Source organism: Bradyrhizobium sp. UFLA05-112, from assembly GCF_053572325.1.
In genome coordinates this window covers 66,159-83,755 of the sequence record NZ_JBANBK010000024.1, presented here as the reverse complement: position 1 = coordinate 83,755, position 17,597 = coordinate 66,159, and the positions used below count along the sequence as shown (strand labels likewise).

The following is a 17,597-nucleotide window of genomic DNA, read 5'->3' as shown; positions in this document are numbered from 1 at the left end:
GGATAGCCGATCCGATGCTCTCGATTGCGGCAGTGATTCCCAAAGTTTTGGGCTGATTTCGCCGTGCAGCTCAAGCACCTAAGCAAGAATCGGCGTCTGGTCAGTGACCAATTGCAGGAGCAGAACGAATTGTTGGACGCCGCTGCCCCCCAGTGTCATGACGAGGCAAGGTCTGGTTTGGTCGCGAGCGCTGTCAGCAAGAACACGCGGCGGCTCGTGCCACTTTTGGGCCTGGGTTATTTCGTCAACGACCTCGACCGGACCAGCGTCGGCATCGCTGCGCTGCAGATGAACGAAGCCATCGGCTTAAGTGCCGCCCAGTTCGGCTGGGGTGCCGGGATGCTCTTCTTTAGTTACTGCCTGCTGGAAGTTCCCAGCAACATGATGATGTACCGCTTCGGTGCGCGCCGTTGGCTCGCCCGCATCATGATAACCTGGGGTCTTGCAGCCGCGGCGACGGCATTCGCCGTCGGACCATACAGCTTCTACGGGATCCGTTTCCTACTAGGAGTGTTCGAATCAGGCTTTTTCCCCGGTGTCATCTGGTACATTTCCATCTGGTTTCCAGAGCGATCGCGGACAGGCGTCCTCGCCTGGTTCATGGCAGCAACACCGCTGTCTTCGTTGATCGGCAATCCACTATCGGCTTCGCTATTGGGAATGGATGGAGTGTGGGGATTGGCCGGCTGGCAGTGGATGTTCCTGATCGAAGGTCTTCCGGCCTGTCTGCTCGGAGTCCTATGTCTCGTTCTGCTAGCCGACACGCCTGACAGGGCCTCGTGGCTGACGCCCCGAGAGCGGGACGCGCTGCTGGATGAACTCGCAAGGGAGAAGTACAGCAAGGTCAAAAAGGATCTGTTGGCGGCGATGAAGGACGTCCGCGTGCTGATGTTGACGGGCATTACCTTCGCTTTCACGATCGGCACTTATGGGATCGGTATGTGGCTCCCTCTGATCCTAAAGAGCCGCAACTTGAGCAATATGCAGGTCGGTTGGCTCTCGGCAGTGCCCTATTTATTTGTGACAATAGGCATGTTGCTCTGGGCGCGCCTTGTCGATCGTAAGGGGCAAAAAATCTATAATCTGATCGCCGCATTGATGCTCGGCGCCACCGGACTCGTCTTTTCGGTCGTACTCACCTCGCTCGTGCCGGCGCTCATATGCATGACGCTCGCTCTGATCGGAACGATCTCGGCACGAACAATCCTCTACACGATCCCGCAGAGTTTCCTTACTGGCGCCGCTGCCGCCGGAGGCATCGCATTCATCAATTCCATTGGTGCTTTTGGAGCCTTCGTTGGCCCATACATGGTCGGCTTCCTTAAGGATAGGACGGGATCCTTTGACATTGGCTTGGTCGCAATGGCAATCGTGCTAATTGTTGCAACGGGCATCGCCGGCAGCCTTAGACTGGTGGTCCTGTACCATACTGACGTTGCTCGCTGACCGAGCGCCTATAGAGGACTTTCCCGTTAAAGTGTACCGAAATGCGGTGTCTGCGGTGAAGGACCCGCTGAATGAGATCGCACGCGAATCCTGGATCGCCTACGTTGATGGGAGTGGTAAACTGATCGAGGACATATCGGTGGCAAAGAATGGCGTGCCGGCAACGAACCGCTAGGCACATGAATTCATTCTATTTGGTGGAACGCTCTTGCTATGACCGTCTGGGCTTGACCGGCTTTTGGACCGAGCGTCCTCTGACGCAACTCGATCCTGGCGACTCGCGAATTTGAAGGCGATCTCGATGCCCGCTCCCGATGCAAGCGAACGTATTGCAATCTGGAAACTTTAGATTGGGACGGAAATTCAGATGCGGCCAGCTCCTGCGTCTTGCTAATTGGTGGCGGTTTGAGCTGCAACCAATGATCCATTTCTCGCAGACTAGTTCGCACATTGGATCTACGATACGCTCAGTCGGCGCGTATCTCCAATGAATAAAGCCGAGCCTGAACAGTTCAGGCATTCAGGCTCGGCAAGACTTCGATCTCGAGATCCATACCAAATGCGTGGTTGAGCCAGAGCGAACGTCGGCGCAGAGGAGGGCGGGAAAGATCAGGGTTTTGGCATTCCTTCCTTCGCCACGTGGCAGATCAGGTCATTTGCGATTCTTTGTATTCGAGAGCTTCTCGCCTGAACCGCTCTTGGCCGTCTCTCCGACGGCGGACAGCAATTTCGATTTGTCGCCGCTTGCGAAGGTGAAAGTGTCCGCGCCTGCGCTGATGCCATTCCAGATCACCGGTTCGGCGAGTGAAAGTAGCCAGAGCCCCTGAAATCCCGATGCAGTGTTCAGCTGGCCCGTCCATACGGTTGTCGACCCGCAGCCCGCAAAATTCACCGAAAAGCTGATCGCCGTGCCACTATTAGACCGCGCAAGCCAGCCCGTCATCGCCTGAGGGGCACCTTCATCGCAGCTATTGCTCGCATTGTTGGTGTAAGTGCCGGAAATCGCACCTGTGTTGGCATTATAATTGTCAACCGCCAGAGTCGAGCCGTATTGGTTGGTCCAGGTCCAGATCGGCTGCGCCGATGCAGGCGCCGCCAGGAACAGGCCTAGGCAGGCCGCGGCCATCCAGTTCGTCAATTTCCACTTTGCTTGAGACATTTCCGACTCCATATCGCTCCAGTAGCGGAGCGGCTCAATCATAAAACTTTACGTAGGCAATTTAAACGGGTAGTAGATTGTGATAGCGCTAACAGGTTGAGTTGTGATCAACGTCTGGAATTTTAGTTCTGTGAGGCAGAATGATGGGGTTCTTCAGTTGCGAGCGGCTGACACGTAACCGGCCGGCTTTGGTTGAGCTGTCCGCAGCTCTGGGCCATCATGTACGGCAACGAGGCGGGTCGGCTCACTCTCAGTCGCCCACTAACAATCCCTAGCGCAGGCCCTTTGGGGCGGGCGTTGTGGCCACAGCGGGAGTGGGAGCTCGTCCAAGCGCGGCTCGATGGGCTTTGATAGGTGAGGTGGAACTGAAAGTCGAGGCGCTTCGATGTACATGGTCATTCTCAAGTACCTCAAAGTTCGTTCGGTTGCGGATGCTGCTCGCCGCGCCAAAAGCGGTATCGGTCAGATCCTAAGGGAAGCGCATGGTTTCAGATCTTACTACGTGTTGGATGCAGGCGAAGGTATCTGTGTCGCTGTTATGATCTTCGAGGATCGCGAAAGCGCCATTGCGGCCAATCACAAGGTGTTGGAGTTTGTTCAAGCGAGCCTGCATGACCTTGAGCTTGGAGACCCCGAAATCGTGGCCGGCGACGTTTTAGCGAATATACAATCTGATCTATAATTGTTCGTGCGCGCGGAGTGGCAACTAATTTCCGTTGAGCGCCGTCTAGCAAGAAAAGGCCCGTCTTCGTCGATGTCCATGGAAGTAGTCAGGCTTACCCGTCGAGACAGTAAAAGCTGGGCGAGGGCAACGTGATCATCCGCTGCAAGCAACCCGGACGATGGTGAACGAGCCGCGTTCGGCGCTTGAGCGCGAGTGTGTCGCGCTCTATTCGGTCGATTGGACCGCCGTCAATCCCGCCGGAGAAGCTGCTGCAGGAGCTGTTGCAGGCGCAAGGTCACGCTGGCGTCAGCCCGCCTTGCGTAGTTCGCGGGCCGCTGCAACCATGTTGATGAGCGCCGGACGGACTTCCTCCCATTGACGAGTCTTCAGACCGCAATCCGGATTGATCCAGAGCTGTGAGTCCGACAGCCGTTGGCGGGCCAGCGCGATGAGATCCTTCATCTCAGTGGCTTCGGGCACGCGCGGCGAGTGGATGTCATAGACGCCGGGGCCGATGTCGTTCGGGTATTTGAAGGCGGTGAATGCATCGAGCAGTTCCATCTTAGAACGGGAGGTTTCGATCGAGATGACATCAGCGTCCATCGCGGCGATTCCATCAATGATGGCATTGAACTCCGAATAGCACATATGGGTATGGATCTGCGTTGCGTCGGCAACACCAGAGGAGCAGATGCGGAAGCTCTCCACGGCCCAGTCGAGATAGGCCTTCCAGTCGGATCGACGGAGCGGCAAACCTTCGCGTAGCGCTGCCTCATCGATTTGGATCATGGTCGCGCCCGCCTTTTCGAGGTCGGCGACCTCGTCCCGGATCGCGAGCGCGATCTGACGGCAGGCCTCGCTGCGCGGAATGTCGTCACGGACGAACGACCAATTCAGGATCGTCACCGGCCCCGTAAGCATGGCCTTCATAGGCTTCCTGGTCAGCGATTGCGCGTAGCTCCACCATTCGACGGTCATCGCCTTCGGCCGGGAGACATCGCCGAATAAGATCGGAGGGCGAACGTAACGGGAGCCATAAGATTGCACCCAGCCGTGCTTAGTAAATAGGAACCCGGAGAGCTGCTCAGCGAAATACTGGACCATATCGTTGCGCTCGAACTCGCCGTGTACGAGCACGTCGAGTCCGATGTCTTCCTGCCATCGGACGGCGCGAGCCGTTTCATCCTTCAGGAATTGTTCATATTGCGCGTCCGTTAACTTTCCCTTGGCACGCGCGGCGCGAGCAGTGCGGACTTCTGCCGTCTGCGGGAACGACCCGATCGTGGTCGTTGGGAAAAGCGGCAGGCCGAAACGCTTGCGCTGAACCTCGGCGCGGCTCTCAAAAGCGCTATTGCGGCGGCGCATAACCGCATCAATCGCCGCCGTACGCTGGGCAACGGTCGTGTCATGGATCTTTGGCGAAGCTCGGCGGGCCGTCGCCGCAAAGTCCGATTCGGCAAACGCGGCGGCAACGACCTTTCCGTCGACCGCGAGCGCTTTTGCCAAGGTCGCGAGCTCGCCGATCTTCTGAACCGAGAAGGCAAGCCAGCTCTTTACGTCAGAATCGAGATCGGTCTCCAGCTCAAGGTCGATTGGGACATGAAGGAGTGAGCAGGACGGCGCCAGCTGCACGCGATCCTTGCCGAACGTTGCAATGACGGGCCTGAACCGCTCCACGAGTGCCGACAGGTCGGCGCGCCACACGTTGCGGCCATCGATGATGCCGAGTGAAATCACGAGGTCCGCGCGGGCGCCGGGTTCAATCTGGCTCAATTGTTGAGGAGCGCGGACCAGATCGACGTGCAATCCGGCGACTGGCAGCCCCAGAGCTGTCGCCAGATTGTCGCCAATTGCACCGAAATAAGTGGCAAGCATGATCTTGATGCCGGGCACCTCCTTGGCGAAACGCCGATAGACACGCTGCAGCGCGCTTCGTGTGGTCTCGTCCAGATCGAGCACCAAGCAGGGCTCGTCAAGCTGGACCCACTCGGCTCCACGTTTCGCCAGTTCTTGGAGGACCTCGACATAGACCGGAACGAGACTATCGAGCAGCGAAATCGGATCAAACGCCAAGTCGGCGCTCTTGCCGAGCTTAAGGAAGGTGACTGGTCCGATCAGGACAGGCCGTGTTTGATAGCCAAGGGCTTTCGCCTCCTCATATTCCTCGATCGGCTTACGGGAGGAAAGCCTGAAGGTCTGACCTTTATGGAATTCGGGCACCATGTAGTGGTAATTGGTATCGAACCACTTGGTCATTTCCTGCGCAGCGGCGCCATGGCCATGATGGGCTTGACCGTCGTGCTCCTGGTCTTGCGAGCCCCGTGCCATGGCGAAATAGGTTGTCAGCGAGACCGGACCGTCCTCCCAGCCGTACGCTTTAGGAATCGCGCCAACCATGACGCTCGTGTCGAGAACCTGGTCATAGAGTGAGAAATCATTCGATGGGATGACGGTGACGCCAAGCGAATTCTGCCGTGCCCAGTTAGCGACACGAAGGCCGGCCGCAGCTTCAAGAAGCTGCCGGTCGTTGATCTTGCCCTCCCAGTAGCCTTCGAGCGCCAGTTTGAGTTCGCGGCGTGGCCCGATACGTGGCATGCCGAGGGTTGCGACAGGAAGTGAGGGAAGAGACATAGCTTTAACCCCATTGTGGTTGGAGCAAAGGCTATGGCGGAGACGCAGGCAGGAGGGCCGCGAAAACGCCCTGCTGCTTGGCGTACCACCGGACACCCCGCCCGTGGTCGATTATGTTGTCGGGGCAGGTCTCCTGGCTCGCGAGTCATCGCCTGCATCCGGCCTTCCCGAAGCGCCTGCTTCAGTGACACGTATGGATGCGGGCTCGCCGCTTACAGTTGCGGGGGCAGCGCCGGCATTGATTCAATCCTGAACGGATCGAGGACGCACCGGCTTCCCTCTTAGCACCAGATCAAGAGAGATCTGGAGAACCTCGACAACTTCGATTATCTGCACCAGAGGGGTAACGTCAACCTCTGCGGATTACCTTTGCTGCGGCTTCTGGCCGGGCAGGTCTGTCTTAACGAAGAAAGCATCGAGCCCTTCGCATCTGTCCGGAGCAATCGTCGCGCAAAGCTTCACGCGGCAGGATCTGCTCGACGAGCTCGCGCCTAACACGTGCGAGTGCGTCGTAAAGTGCGTCTTATACCTTCATGGCGTCGACCTCCGCCGCCGTCAAGATCGCCATCGATCGAACAGTACGAAGGAAGCAAAATAGATCTCGGCCAACGAGACCTTGAGGAGCGTCGTTGTCGATTCCAACGCGGACGGTTTTCTTGTTCGTCGGCACCGAACTGCAACATCTGCATCAACGTCCCAGCGAAGTGCAAGGCATTTTGGATCGGTCAACTACCAATACTAGGAATTGATCGAACTGACAGACCCGGTCAATTTTACGAGGTCGCCTCAAGAGCACAAGAAGAGCTCGTCGCTGTTGCTGCAAATTGGAGAGTGTCACCATGGATGCAGCCGTATCGTCGGATAGCATCATTCCTCGTGCCGACATCGTCAAACGCGCAGCGCGCATCGGCGCAGAGATCCGAAACGTCAAGCTGTCGGGAGACTTGCCGGACCAGACGATCGCCGCGATCAATGAGCTGCTGCTGGAGCACAAGGTTATTTTCTTCCGCGACCAGGGTCATCTCGACGATGCTGAGCAGGAGCGCTTTACACTTCGTTTTGGAAGTCTGGCACCTCATCCAACGCTCGGTGCCATAATGGGAACGAGGTCGATCATCGAGCTTGACTCTGCCCGCGCCGGTAGCCGGGCCGACTTGTGGCACACCGATGGAACCTTCGTCGATGCCTACCCCAAAATTGCGGTGCTACGAGGCGTTGTAATACCACCCTTCGGTGGCGACACAGCCTGGTCAAACACCGTTGCGGCCTACCTCGACCTAGCACCGCCGTTGCAGCGGCTTGCAGACAAGCTTTGGGCCGTTCACAGCAACTCCTTTGACTACGCAATACTGGACCGTGTCAGCGAGCTCGACAAAAAGCACTTGGACGAAGTCTTCACTAGGACGATCTATCAGACTGAGCATCCTGTGGTGCGCGTGCACCCCGAGACCGGCGAACGCGCGCTGGTGCTCGGCGCTCTGGTGCAAAATTTCGTTGGTATCCCAAAATACGACGGCCAAAAGCTGTTTGATGTCTTTCAGTCTCATATTACGGCTCTCGAAAATACCGTCCGCTGGAGCTGGAGGGAAGGCGATATAGCGATCTGGGACAATCGGGCTACGCAGCATTACGCGGTGAACGATTACGGCGATCAGCATCGCCTCGTTCGTCGCGCCACCGTCGCCGGTGAAGTACCCGTCAGCATCGATGGTCAGAGCAGCGTAACACGCATCAAGGCAGCCAAGGAACCGAAGGTCGCCTAGCGCCTTCACAAGATTGGCCGCGATCCGGTCGATGCACACCCTACCTTTGTTCGCCAATTTGCTGCATGCAGCATTCGGATTGCTTCGTTATCGCATTTTCACGATGTCTTCGATCGGCGCGCCGCGCGTTCTCAAATAAAAAGCAGGGCCGGTTCTTGTGAGGCCATATCGGCTTTCTCGCAAGATGCCGTCGTCCCCATCAGCAATGGCGGCTTGCCGCTTTGAAAGTGCCTCCCGACAGCCGCGTCTAACCTTGAGAAGCGTGGGCGAGCGCGGTCGTTATACCCGTCCAGTAGATGGTCCACTCCAGTCTTCTTGACCTCGTGGCGACGGTGTCGGATGGGCTTTGCGCGTGCCTTTGTCGGTAGACGAGCCCAGGACCTGAACCGGCTTTTCATCCACGCGCGAGATCCCAGCGAAACGAGTAACGATTGGTCGCGGCGACAGCTTCGAGCGTTAAGGAGCGGAATCGCGCAGCAATGGCTTGCGAGCCCGGTGTCACCTACCAACCCTAGCAATTGATGCAAACGTCAAACACATGGCAATCGTGGCTCAGCAACAAGTCGTTCTTCACGCGTTAAGGAAGTCGGGATGCATTATAGATCTGGCTGCGCCGTCGGGCCTGAGGGATCTACTATCTCGTCATCTGCATCTAGAAGGTCTACTCCCAATGCGATCTCCGCCGTCTCGAGTATTCAGGCTTCAAAGATCTCAAGGCTTCGGGCCGGTCAATTGCATCGTCTTGCGGCTAGCGCGCTACAAACGACGCTTCATGAAGCCAATGCGCAGAGGTGGCTTGCTGTCGCGCTGTCCCTCGCGGCGAGTCCCATCGGCGGCTTGGCGCCGGCGCACGCTGCCAACGTGCCTAACCCCAAAAACGGCACTCCGAATCAGATTGCTCAGGGAGGACTTCAAAAGAAGGACTATCGTGCTATCAAGCCCCGAGGCTACCGGTCCGAAGGAGTGCATCCCGTCGGTAGCTCTGCACGCGTACAGAAAGTGATCGCTCTTGCGTCAAAGTCTGACAGCGCGGTTGTCCTTGCAAAGAACGCAGCAACTCAATCGAGAGCCGATCCATTTGCAAGGTTCGAGAACCTGCGCGAAAAAGGCATGTGGCTCAACATTCCTGGCCCTGCCGATACGATCGACCAAGATTACGGCGGCGTCAGATCTGCGTTGGCCGAAGTCGGGATCGGTTATGTCGGCGGGACAGTAAACACATTCGTGGCCAATCACCTGCCGAATGCAGCCAGAAGCACCATTCGCGATCAGCTATATATTGGCCAGAATCCGACATTTAATACCCTAAACTTCATGATCGTGACCTATGATCTCAGCCGCTTTGGGATTCCCGATGGCCAGATTATCGTGGGTGCCCAGCAGCAATATTGGACCTGGAAGCCTGGGGGTCCAGATAGATTTGGGATTAATACGCTTGCCTATTATCAGACGTTTTTCGACGGCAAGCTTGAACTCAAGATGGGTTATCTCAGAAACATAAATGAGTTCGTGGGAACTGTGGTCGGAGGAAACGCAGCAGTAAACGTTTTTGGGGCCTCATCGAATATCCTATACCAAGCAGGCATGAGCAACAATGCCGCGCCAACGCCAGCTATCAATCTGAAGTACAATTTTGGTGATCGCTTCTACAATAAGATCTCGTTGCAGCGTTCACTCAGTCCAGACGGCCAATCTGCCCAGATCGCCGAAAATCCGACCGGCCTAAATTGGGACACGACCAACGCGGGCGTTCTTCTACTTGACGAAACCGGTTACAAGAACCGAGCCGTGCCGGATTCGCCCGAGACTTGGTTGCGGGCAGGTGCCGGTTTCAACAATAGCAGCTACAAAGACTTGCAGTATCCGACGCAACCGAGAGCTAACGCAAATAGCGTTTATTACGTCGCGGCGGACAGGCAACTCTGGCAGTCTGATGCCCAAGGCTCGGCTGCTCGCGGGATCTATGGCGGATTTTCTGTGATGTACGCGCCGCCTGACTTAAACAAGGTCAGTCAGTACTACGAGCTCCGTCTTTATGCGAAAGGACTGTTTGACAGCCGGCCACGCGATCAGATTGCTGTGGTTGCCACAAACACCGCGTGGAGCAACTTTGCAGTGGATGCAGCCTTGGCCAAGGGACACCTTGTGCATCGCGACAGTACGGCGATTTCTGGAACATATACCGCGCATTTGGCACCCGGCATATATTCAAGCATAGGACTGACCTATATCAATAACCCGACAAGCATCACATACACCCCCCGAACGGGACATGCGTTGAATCTGTTGGTCTCCACGTCGATATTCTTCTAACCGCGAAGAGAGCGTGGACGCTCGTAGATCAATCTATGAAGAACCATCGCAAAATTGCGGAGTCCGCTATACTCGCGACGCTAAGGCGGACAAGGATCCGCAGGCTGTCAGACGGCATGCGCCATTTGTCCGGAGTTGTTCGATGTTGCTGGTCCCCTGTCGTCAGGCAAGGGAAGACGGCAAGGCTTGCATTTTGTCTGGACGAGCACAATGGCCGGTTTCGATGAAGCATCATCAATGCGGTGCTCACCGGAGCCGCTCTACGAATTGACCTTTGTCCGATCGCTGCCGTGGCGCAAATTGCTTGGGCGATGAACATTATTGATATCGATAGCCACTCGAAGAAAACGAAAGCGTTGTCGTCATGGGGCAGATACGCATCGAAGAAGACCTTCTCGGTGAGAGAGAGCTGCCCGCGGACGCACTCTACGGCATCAATACACTTCGGGCTGTGGAAAATTTTCCGCTAACGGGCCGTACCATCGCGACGCTGCCTGAGTTCGTCCCAGCAATGGCGATGATTAAGGAAGCTGCGGCGCGAGCCAATCAAGAGATCGGCGCGCTTTCAGCGGAGCGAGCCGAAGCCATCATCAAAGCGTGCCAGGAGATCCTCTTGGGAAAGCACGATGCTCACTTGATTGTCGATGTGCTCGAAGGCTCCGGTGGTACATCCTCCAACATGAATGTTAATGAAGTGGTCGCAAACGTGGCCACGCGGCTGAGCGGAAAACCAGCTGGCGACTACTCCTTCATCCATCCAAACGATCACGTCAATCTCGGTCAATCCACCAACGACGTGCTTCCGACGGCCATAAGGCTCGCGATCTTTCGTGTGTCGCAAGGTACTTCGCTTGCCTTGATGCAATTGGCCGCTGCCTTCTCGGAAAAGAAGAAGGAGTATTCCGAAATCTTGCGCCTTGGCCGCACATGTTTGCAGGATGCTGTTCCGATGTTGTTCGGTCAGACATTCGGGGCATATGAGGCGGTCCTACAGCGTCATGCGAAGCAAGTGGAGGAGTTGAGGCGCCAACTCCTGGTCCTTCCACTCGGTGGTACCGCAGTTGGCACCGGACTTAACTCTAAACCTGGCTACAAACAGGCGGTGTTCCGACACTTGTCGACCTTGATTGGTAACGAAATCAAGCCAGCTACCGATACATTCGATGCGATGCAGAATTTAGACGCGTGTGCGCGGTTATCGGCCGAACTTCGAAATTCAGCGAATTCCCTCTGGAAGATTGCAAATGACCTCATTGTGCTCTCGTCGGGTCCCGGCGGCGCTATCGGAGAAATTGCCTTGCCCGCGATCCAGGCTGGATCTTCGGTTATGCCCGGCAAGGTAAACCCAGTTATTCCTATAGCGGTTTGCCAAGCAGCATTTGCGATCTTGGGGAACGATGCTGCCATCGCGATGGCCTGCCAGCACGGCCTGCTGGAGATCAATTGCTACGACATGCTGGTTTGCGATCGCCTGATCGAGTCCATCATCCTCCTTCAACGTTCGGCGACGATCTTCCTCGAGCGGTGTGTGTGCTCGCTTACGGTAAATGAAGAGCGGTCCCGGCAGAATTTGCTGGCGTCGAGTGCGCTAGCGACAGCACTGGTACCTGAGTTCGGGTACGCCAGTGTCGCCGCGGCTGTAAGAGCGGCGATCAATGAACATCGACCTTTTCTTGAGATCGCCATCGAACGTGGACTAGTGAGGCGCGAAGACGTGGAGTCGCTCATGTACTGCGCTGCGATTGAAGCGACTAAGACGAAGAGGACTCATGAAGGCGCAGCCATAGCCTGATCGACGCGAGTCGAACGAAGGCAAGGTAGTTGGCGGCAAGTCTGTCGTAGCGCGTCGCTACCCGCCGATATTGTTTGATCCTGTTGAGGAACAACTCGACCTGGTTGCGAGCTCGGTAGAGATAAGGGCTGAAGCAGATCGGGTTGCTGCGATTGATTTTCGGCGGGATATTAGCCCATGTCCCTTTTCTCGTGGCGAGTTCTTTGATGCAGTCGGCGTCGTAGCCACGGTCGGCAAGCAAGAGTGAACCGGATTTAAGACGAGACAGAAGCTTTCCGGCAAGTCGGATGTCATGGACCTTGCCGGGTTAACCACCGCATGATGCCGTGAGAGAATATCCGTCCTTGATCTTCGTGTCTTTCACTGAGCAATATTTCGTCGCGCGGTCGAACCTGATGTGCGCGCAGATCGTTTGGCCATCGGCGCCCCGCCACGAAATGCACTGACCTCCAATGCTTGGCGACTTTCGAACGAACGCGTCGCTCTCCAGACATCCGTGCCGCGATTCCGACGAGCCGAGATCATCGCCGCTAGCCAAATTGACGATGTTTCTCGATCTTATCTGATCGGATGGCTCGAACAGAGTCTGTTGAGCTCTGGTACGAGGCTTGCTTAAAGAAGTCAAAACCATGTCCCCATATAGCGTTAGCTCAATACTCGCGCTTCCTGAGGACATGGAGTGTTTAGCGAGAGTGTTCGTATGTCCGGTGTTGCTGCCGCTTTTCTCCCGCCTTTAAGCAGTTCACAGGTCACGGTTTACGATCGTCTCAAGGATATGGTTCCGAAGCTTGCACTTCGCGGACAAGCGGGTTTCGGTGTTGCAGCTTTCATGCACGAGAAAGGTCTTCGATTTGCAAGATCCTTGCAATCAACCGCCAAATTGGCACCGACTGAGTGCAATGAGCGGGATCAGAATTTCAGACCCCATGTTGCAATCGCGCATATTCGTAGTCTCCGCCGCAGCAGCAACGGTGATGGCGACTTTCAGCCGGTTCACAAGGATGGGCCCAGCGCCCGTCACCTGACGATTTCTTTGGACGGTGCGTTGGTCAATGCCCGTGAACTTAAGGAAGAGTTGCTTGCGGAGGGGCATACCTCAGGCATCACCACAGATGCTGAGCTCTTGCTCAAATTGATAGAACGATCCTGCGAGCGCAACTATTGGCGGCACGATCTGCCCGTCGATTACGAAAACATCTTTCGTGAGATTGATGAGCGCGTCGATGGCGCCATCAGTGCGCTATGTCTGGACGGAGGGGGCAATCTCATTGCCTTCCGTAATCGATGTGGTGTGCGACCTTTGGAGGCTATGCACACGAATGATGGGTTCGTGCTCTTTGCATCCGAAAATTGCGCTTTTGCCGGGCTACAAGGCAAGACGGATGAAGTCTTGCCAGGCCACATCAAGTATGTGGATGGGAAGATGGGGCGTTGCTTTGATCGGTTAGTGAGCACTAGGCGGCATAACGCCAAGCTCTGCGCTTACGAAACGCTGTACTTGGGAAGTCCGAACACGTCGATCGAGGGCCAATCTCATTTCGAAACTCGTTACAATATCGGGGGCGCCCTCGGTGGACTTATTGCCGAGCGTGTCTCAACAGGACCAGGCTCCGCGCCAATCATCGTGTCCTCCATGCCAAATACCGGGGGGCCATACGCTGACGGTCTGTTTGCAGCTCTCGCCGCGCGAGGTGTCGTCGCCCAGCGTCGGGAGATCATCGAAACTCAGTTTTCTCAGCGAACTCTGATCGGCGTGCTTAGCGAGCGGAAGTCCAGTATTGCCCGAAAGTACCGCGCCTCGGCAAAGAACCTGGCCGAAAGCACGGTAATAATTGCCGATGAAGCCCTCATTCGCGGTGACACTAGTCGGACTGTCACAAATTTGCTCCTTGCCGCTGGCGCTAGACGTGTGCATTGGGCGATCGGCTCGCCGCCGATAGTGGCTCCAAATTACTACGGCATGGGTATCGAGACTCTAGATGAATTGGCATTCTGGCAAATATGGAAGGGATTATCGCCCGAACAGAAGAAGAAAAGCCTTAAGTTTCACAATATCGAGCCGCAAGTTCTCAAAGTCATCGAGAGCAAAATTGCGGTATCGATCAACGCAACAGATATAACCTATCTGCCCTTCTCACTTCTCGTATCCTTGTTACCGTGCGGGTATGACGGCATCGATCTTTCACCTTTTACGTTCGAGATGCCAACGCCAGCTGGGCAGAAGCGCGCAGATACAAACTTGCGCAATTTGATGGCCGATCTCCCCTATTCGGAATCGATCCCTGCTTGAGGTCAGATCATGAAACCTGCTCTCGTCTTTGACTGGAATGGCACCCTGCTCGACGATGCCGACGCGTTATTGCAAACGACTAATGCCATATTAGAACGCTTTGGCCGCGCAACGATCGATATGAACACGTTTCGGGAGCATTGCGACGTTCCACTTTCGATTCTTTATCGAAATTTGGGAATGTCGGAATCGGAAGTGGCGGCCACGGATCGCGACGGGAGTGCAATTTTTCACGACGCCTACGAACCGCTTGCGAGTAACGCCAATTTGCGCGAGGGCGCGCGCAGAATGTTGGAAATAGCACGCGAGCAAGCGGCTTCGTCTATCATAGTGAGCAACCATATCGTCGACCCGCTTCGTTCGCAAATGCAAAGGCTTGGTATCAATGAATACATTGACGAGGTGCTCGCCTTCGAAAGCCGCGCCACGCAGTACAAATCGATGACCAAAGGGGAGCGACTGCGTCTGTACATGCAGGAGAACGATTTGAAACCGCCGGCAACCTTCATCATTGGCGATATGCCCGTCGAAGCGAATATTGCACGTGATCTTGGGCTCATAAGCATAGCCATTACCGGCGGATTTGTTTCCGAGTCGCGCTTGCGGGCAGCGGAGCCGGACTACATCGTTCACAACCATCACGAGCTGTTGCCGATCTTGCAGGGGCATGGTTTTTTTCGCGATGTACAAATCAAGGTCGCCGAAAACTAATGGCGAGCCACCCCAGAGCGGAGCGAGGGAAGGGCTGCCTCTCGAAGCTGGACGCCTGTAGACCTGTGTCGCTATCAACCTCGGGAGTTTCTGGTTTATTGATAGCGGTCACGAATGGGTAACGATTTGGCCTGTCAAACTCTGCCGGCCGAACGGCGGGGGGAGTTGAGTTTGCGTCCTTAGACCATTCGGGCCGAAGACAATCCCTCTGCTCTACCGCAGGCCTTTCGCTACGGACACCCGCTCGTTGGGAAGGCGTAATTCACAAGTCGCTCCCAGATTACCCAACCTTACCCAACCTCCGTTTTGAAAAGCCGCTTGCGGCGAAAGAATGGTGGCTAGCTTTCGCGATGCTGCGGCCTTTCGGAAGAGGAGGGGCGCGTGGTTTGCGGGCCAAAGAGTCCATCGGAGGGAAACATGCCAAGGAAGCTTGCCGCTTTGCGCGGCCGTTCGGCCAATTTTGCCAAGAAAGCTCTCATCTGCACCACGCTCTTGGCCGGAGCGGCCATTGCGTTGACCCAAGCCAAGGCAGACGACATCAACTGGCGCCAGTTCGAAGGTACGTCGATCGTCTGGGCGTACGACATCCATCCGTATGCCGACGCGGTCGCGGCCCAGTTGCCGGAATTCGAGAAGCTCACGGGCATCAAAGTGACGCCGGAGCTTTATCCGGACGATGCCTATTGGAATAAGCTGACCATCCAACTCAGCACAAAATCGCCAAGCTGGGACGTCGTGGGTACCGGGATTCAACCCGCCTGGGATCTCGCGCCGGGCGAGTTGCTCGAGCCGCTCGATCGTTATCTGAACGATCCGAAACTCACCGCGGCAACCTATGACTACAAGGATTTCTTCCCTGCACTGCGGGATGCGCTGACCTGGAAAGTGAAGGAAGGTCAGATCGAGCCGGGAAGCGGCCAGGTGTGGGCCATCCCGCATGGCTTTGAGAATATTCAGCTGTTCTACCGTAAGGACGTCCTCGACAAGTACGGCATCAAGATTCCGACGACTCCGCCACAGATGTCCGCCGCTTGCGAGAAGCTGAAGGCTGCGGACCCCGCGATTATACCGTTAGGCGTTCGTGGTGTGCGGTTTTGGAGCAGTATCCATACGGCCGCCATCTCGATTGCCAGGTCCTACGGCGTGCATGATTTTACGGTCAAGGACGGCAAGCTAGACACCGGCCTAGACTCGCCCGAGTCGGTCGAGTTCCACAAGGACTACGTGGACATGATCAAGAAGTGCGCTGCTCCGTCCTTTGCCAACGACAACTGGTACCAGGTGGTCGATGGGATCAATTCCGGACGAACGGCGATGGCGATCGATTCCAATATGTTCGGCTTCTGGAACGACGTGGCCGGCAAGCCCGCCTCGGGCAAAATCGCATTCGCGCCCCCGCTGCATGCTCCGAACAGCAAGAACTTCGAATCCAACATCTGGATCTGGTCTCTTGCAATGAACGCCGCTTCCCAGAAGAAGGGTGCAGCCTGGCTGTTCATCCAGTGGGCAACGTCAAAACAGGTCGAGCTGAACGGCGCTGTTGCCGGCAAGCTCGTCAACTCTCCGCGCGCTTCCACTTGGACCGACAAGGCCTGGCTCGAATATGCGGCAAAGCCTGAGTTCAACAACTTCGTCGACACGTTCAAGAGCGTGCAAGACAGGGCGCAACTCGCCTTTACAGCCCGCGTCGGCTTTGCCGAAGCAATGAATGCTTGGGCTGTGGCCATGCAGAAGATGGTCAATGGAGCTGACGTGAAGGCAACGCTGGCCGACCTTGCTTCCGAGATCCGCTCGTCCATGTGAAGGCGCCAAAGCGGGCGGCAGGCGCAATTGTCGCCCCTTTACATGTTAGAGATTCGTGAAATGGACATTCGAGGATTCGACGGAATCGTGACGTTGCAGACTTCGGCCAGTCAACTTGCCTCGTCAAAGGACAAGCAGGTCAAGAGTGCCGAGGAGCCGCGTGTTGATTGGTGGAGCTTTGCCGCAATTGCTCCAGCCATCATTATACTTCTCGGCTTTTTGTTCCTGTTCTTCTACGGGGTCTTTCAGTCGCTAACGGACCTCAAGTTCGGTCGGCCGCTGGTCCACTTCGTCGGGCTCAACAATTACGCAGCGTTGATCAAGACGGAGGATTTCTGGAACAGTGTTCGTACGACAATTGTTTACGCCGGATCGGCGGTACTTGTGGAGGCGGCTTTCGGTCTCGCACTTGCCAAGCTGTTCGCAACTGAAGTCTTCCTTGCGCGGGTGATGCGGCCCGTCATCCTACTTCCGCTCGTCCTGCCGCCGATGAGCGTAGCGCTCATGTGGACGACAATGATGGACCCGCAAAACGGGATCATGAACTATTTGCTGTCGCTCGTCGGCATTGGCCGGTTTGCATGGATTTCAGATCCCGGCACAGCGATGTCCTCCCTGATCCTGATCGACGTATGGACTTATACGCCGTTCTTCGCGTTGATCATCTTTGCTGGCCTTCAAGGGATCAACGAGGAGGTGAGGGAGGCCGCTCGCGTCAATGGTGCGAAGGGTTGGGCAACCTTCCTGCATATCGAGCTGCCGCTGATTGCTCCATACATGCTGATCGCGGCAGTGTTTCGGCTGATCGAGTCCCTCAATCAGTTCGACATCATATTCGGGACAACCCAAGGCGGGCCCGGCAACAGCACCTCGGTACTTTCGGTGCGCGCCTACATTACCGCATTCCAAAATCTCGCCTTTGGGCGTGGTGCCGCCCTTATGGTCGTCAACTGGATGATCGTTCTGTTCGGAACTTTCGCCATGGTCAAGCTGTGGCGCTTTGTTCGGCAGCGCGTAAGCTGAGG

11 protein-coding genes, 2 pseudogenes and 1 riboswitch are annotated in these 17,597 nt (G+C 56.1%); of the genes and pseudogenes, 10 read left to right on the top strand and 3 right to left on the bottom strand.

The window, feature by feature from the left end:
• The first annotated feature begins 63 nt into the window (after positions 1-63).
• A complete protein-coding gene (locus SO180_RS16445; protein ID WP_449379877.1) occupies positions 64-1,446 on the top strand; it encodes an MFS transporter in 1,383 nt (460 codons plus the stop codon).
• A gap of 652 nt (positions 1,447-2,098) precedes the next feature.
• Here the strand turns inward: SO180_RS16445 and SO180_RS16440 are convergent.
• The gene (locus SO180_RS16440) at positions 2,099-2,647 is read right to left on the bottom strand and encodes an avidin/streptavidin family protein (protein WP_449379876.1); all 549 of its coding nucleotides are present in this window, start codon (positions 2,645-2,647) and stop codon (positions 2,099-2,101) included.
• A gap of 343 nt (positions 2,648-2,990) precedes the next feature.
• Here SO180_RS16440 and SO180_RS16435 point away from each other — a divergent pair, with 343 nt between their 5' ends.
• A complete protein-coding gene (locus SO180_RS16435) occupies positions 2,991-3,287 on the top strand; it encodes a hypothetical protein (RefSeq protein WP_449379875.1) in 297 nt (98 codons plus the stop codon).
• A 121-nt stretch (positions 3,288-3,408) separates the two neighbouring features.
• Positions 3,409-3,553: pseudogene (locus tag SO180_RS16430) on the top strand (IS5/IS1182 family transposase); the annotation flags it as partial.
• Positions 3,554-3,575: 22 nt separating this feature from the next.
• On the opposite strand, the gene metE reads toward SO180_RS16430, so the two are convergent.
• A complete protein-coding gene (gene metE, locus SO180_RS16425; protein WP_449379874.1) occupies positions 3,576-5,900 on the bottom strand; it encodes a 5-methyltetrahydropteroyltriglutamate--homocysteine S-methyltransferase in 2,325 nt (774 codons plus the stop codon).
• Between the two features lie 106 nt (positions 5,901-6,006).
• Positions 6,007-6,231, bottom strand: a riboswitch (cobalamin riboswitch).
• Between the two features lie 508 nt (positions 6,232-6,739).
• Between metE and SO180_RS16420 the strand changes: the two genes are divergently transcribed.
• From SO180_RS16420 to SO180_RS16410, 3 genes are all read left to right on the top strand, one after another.
• Entirely contained in the window at positions 6,740-7,663 is a 924-nt protein-coding gene (locus tag SO180_RS16420; RefSeq protein ID WP_449379873.1) for a TauD/TfdA dioxygenase family protein, read from the top strand.
• A 732-nt stretch (positions 7,664-8,395) separates the two neighbouring features.
• Positions 8,396-9,976, top strand: coding sequence for a carbohydrate porin (locus SO180_RS16415; protein ID WP_449379872.1), 1,581 nt, complete (start codon positions 8,396-8,398; stop codon positions 9,974-9,976).
• 364 nt (positions 9,977-10,340) lie between these two features.
• Positions 10,341-11,768, top strand: a complete 1,428-nt coding sequence (locus SO180_RS16410; RefSeq protein WP_449379871.1) for an aspartate ammonia-lyase — start codon at positions 10,341-10,343, stop codon at positions 11,766-11,768.
• Here SO180_RS16410 and SO180_RS16405 read toward each other — a convergent pair.
• A pseudogene (locus SO180_RS16405) lies at positions 11,728-12,075 on the bottom strand (transposase); the annotation flags it as partial. The gene SO180_RS16410 and the pseudogene SO180_RS16405 sit on opposite strands and share 41 nt — an antisense overlap.
• A 393-nt stretch (positions 12,076-12,468) precedes the next feature.
• Between SO180_RS16405 and SO180_RS16400 the strand changes: the two are divergent.
• The 4 genes from SO180_RS16400 to SO180_RS16385 all read left to right on the top strand — a co-directional run bounded on the left by SO180_RS16400 (position 12,469) and on the right by SO180_RS16385 (position 17,595).
• Complete coding sequence (locus tag SO180_RS16400) at positions 12,469-14,058, top strand: amidophosphoribosyltransferase (protein WP_449379870.1); 1,590 nt, start codon at positions 12,469-12,471, stop codon at positions 14,056-14,058.
• 9 nt (positions 14,059-14,067) lie between these two features.
• Positions 14,068-14,769 carry an HAD family hydrolase gene (locus SO180_RS16395; RefSeq protein ID WP_449379869.1) on the top strand — a complete coding sequence of 234 codons (702 nt, stop codon included), beginning with the start codon at positions 14,068-14,070 and terminating at the stop codon, positions 14,767-14,769.
• Positions 14,770-15,207: 438 nt separating this feature from the next.
• The gene (locus tag SO180_RS16390; RefSeq protein ID WP_449379868.1) at positions 15,208-16,572 is read left to right on the top strand and encodes an ABC transporter substrate-binding protein; all 1,365 of its coding nucleotides are present in this window, start codon (positions 15,208-15,210) and stop codon (positions 16,570-16,572) included.
• Positions 16,573-16,632: 60 nt separating this feature from the next.
• Positions 16,633-17,595, top strand: coding sequence for a carbohydrate ABC transporter permease (locus SO180_RS16385; RefSeq protein ID WP_449379867.1), 963 nt, complete (start codon positions 16,633-16,635; stop codon positions 17,593-17,595).
• The last annotated feature ends 2 nt before the right edge of the window (positions 17,596-17,597 follow it).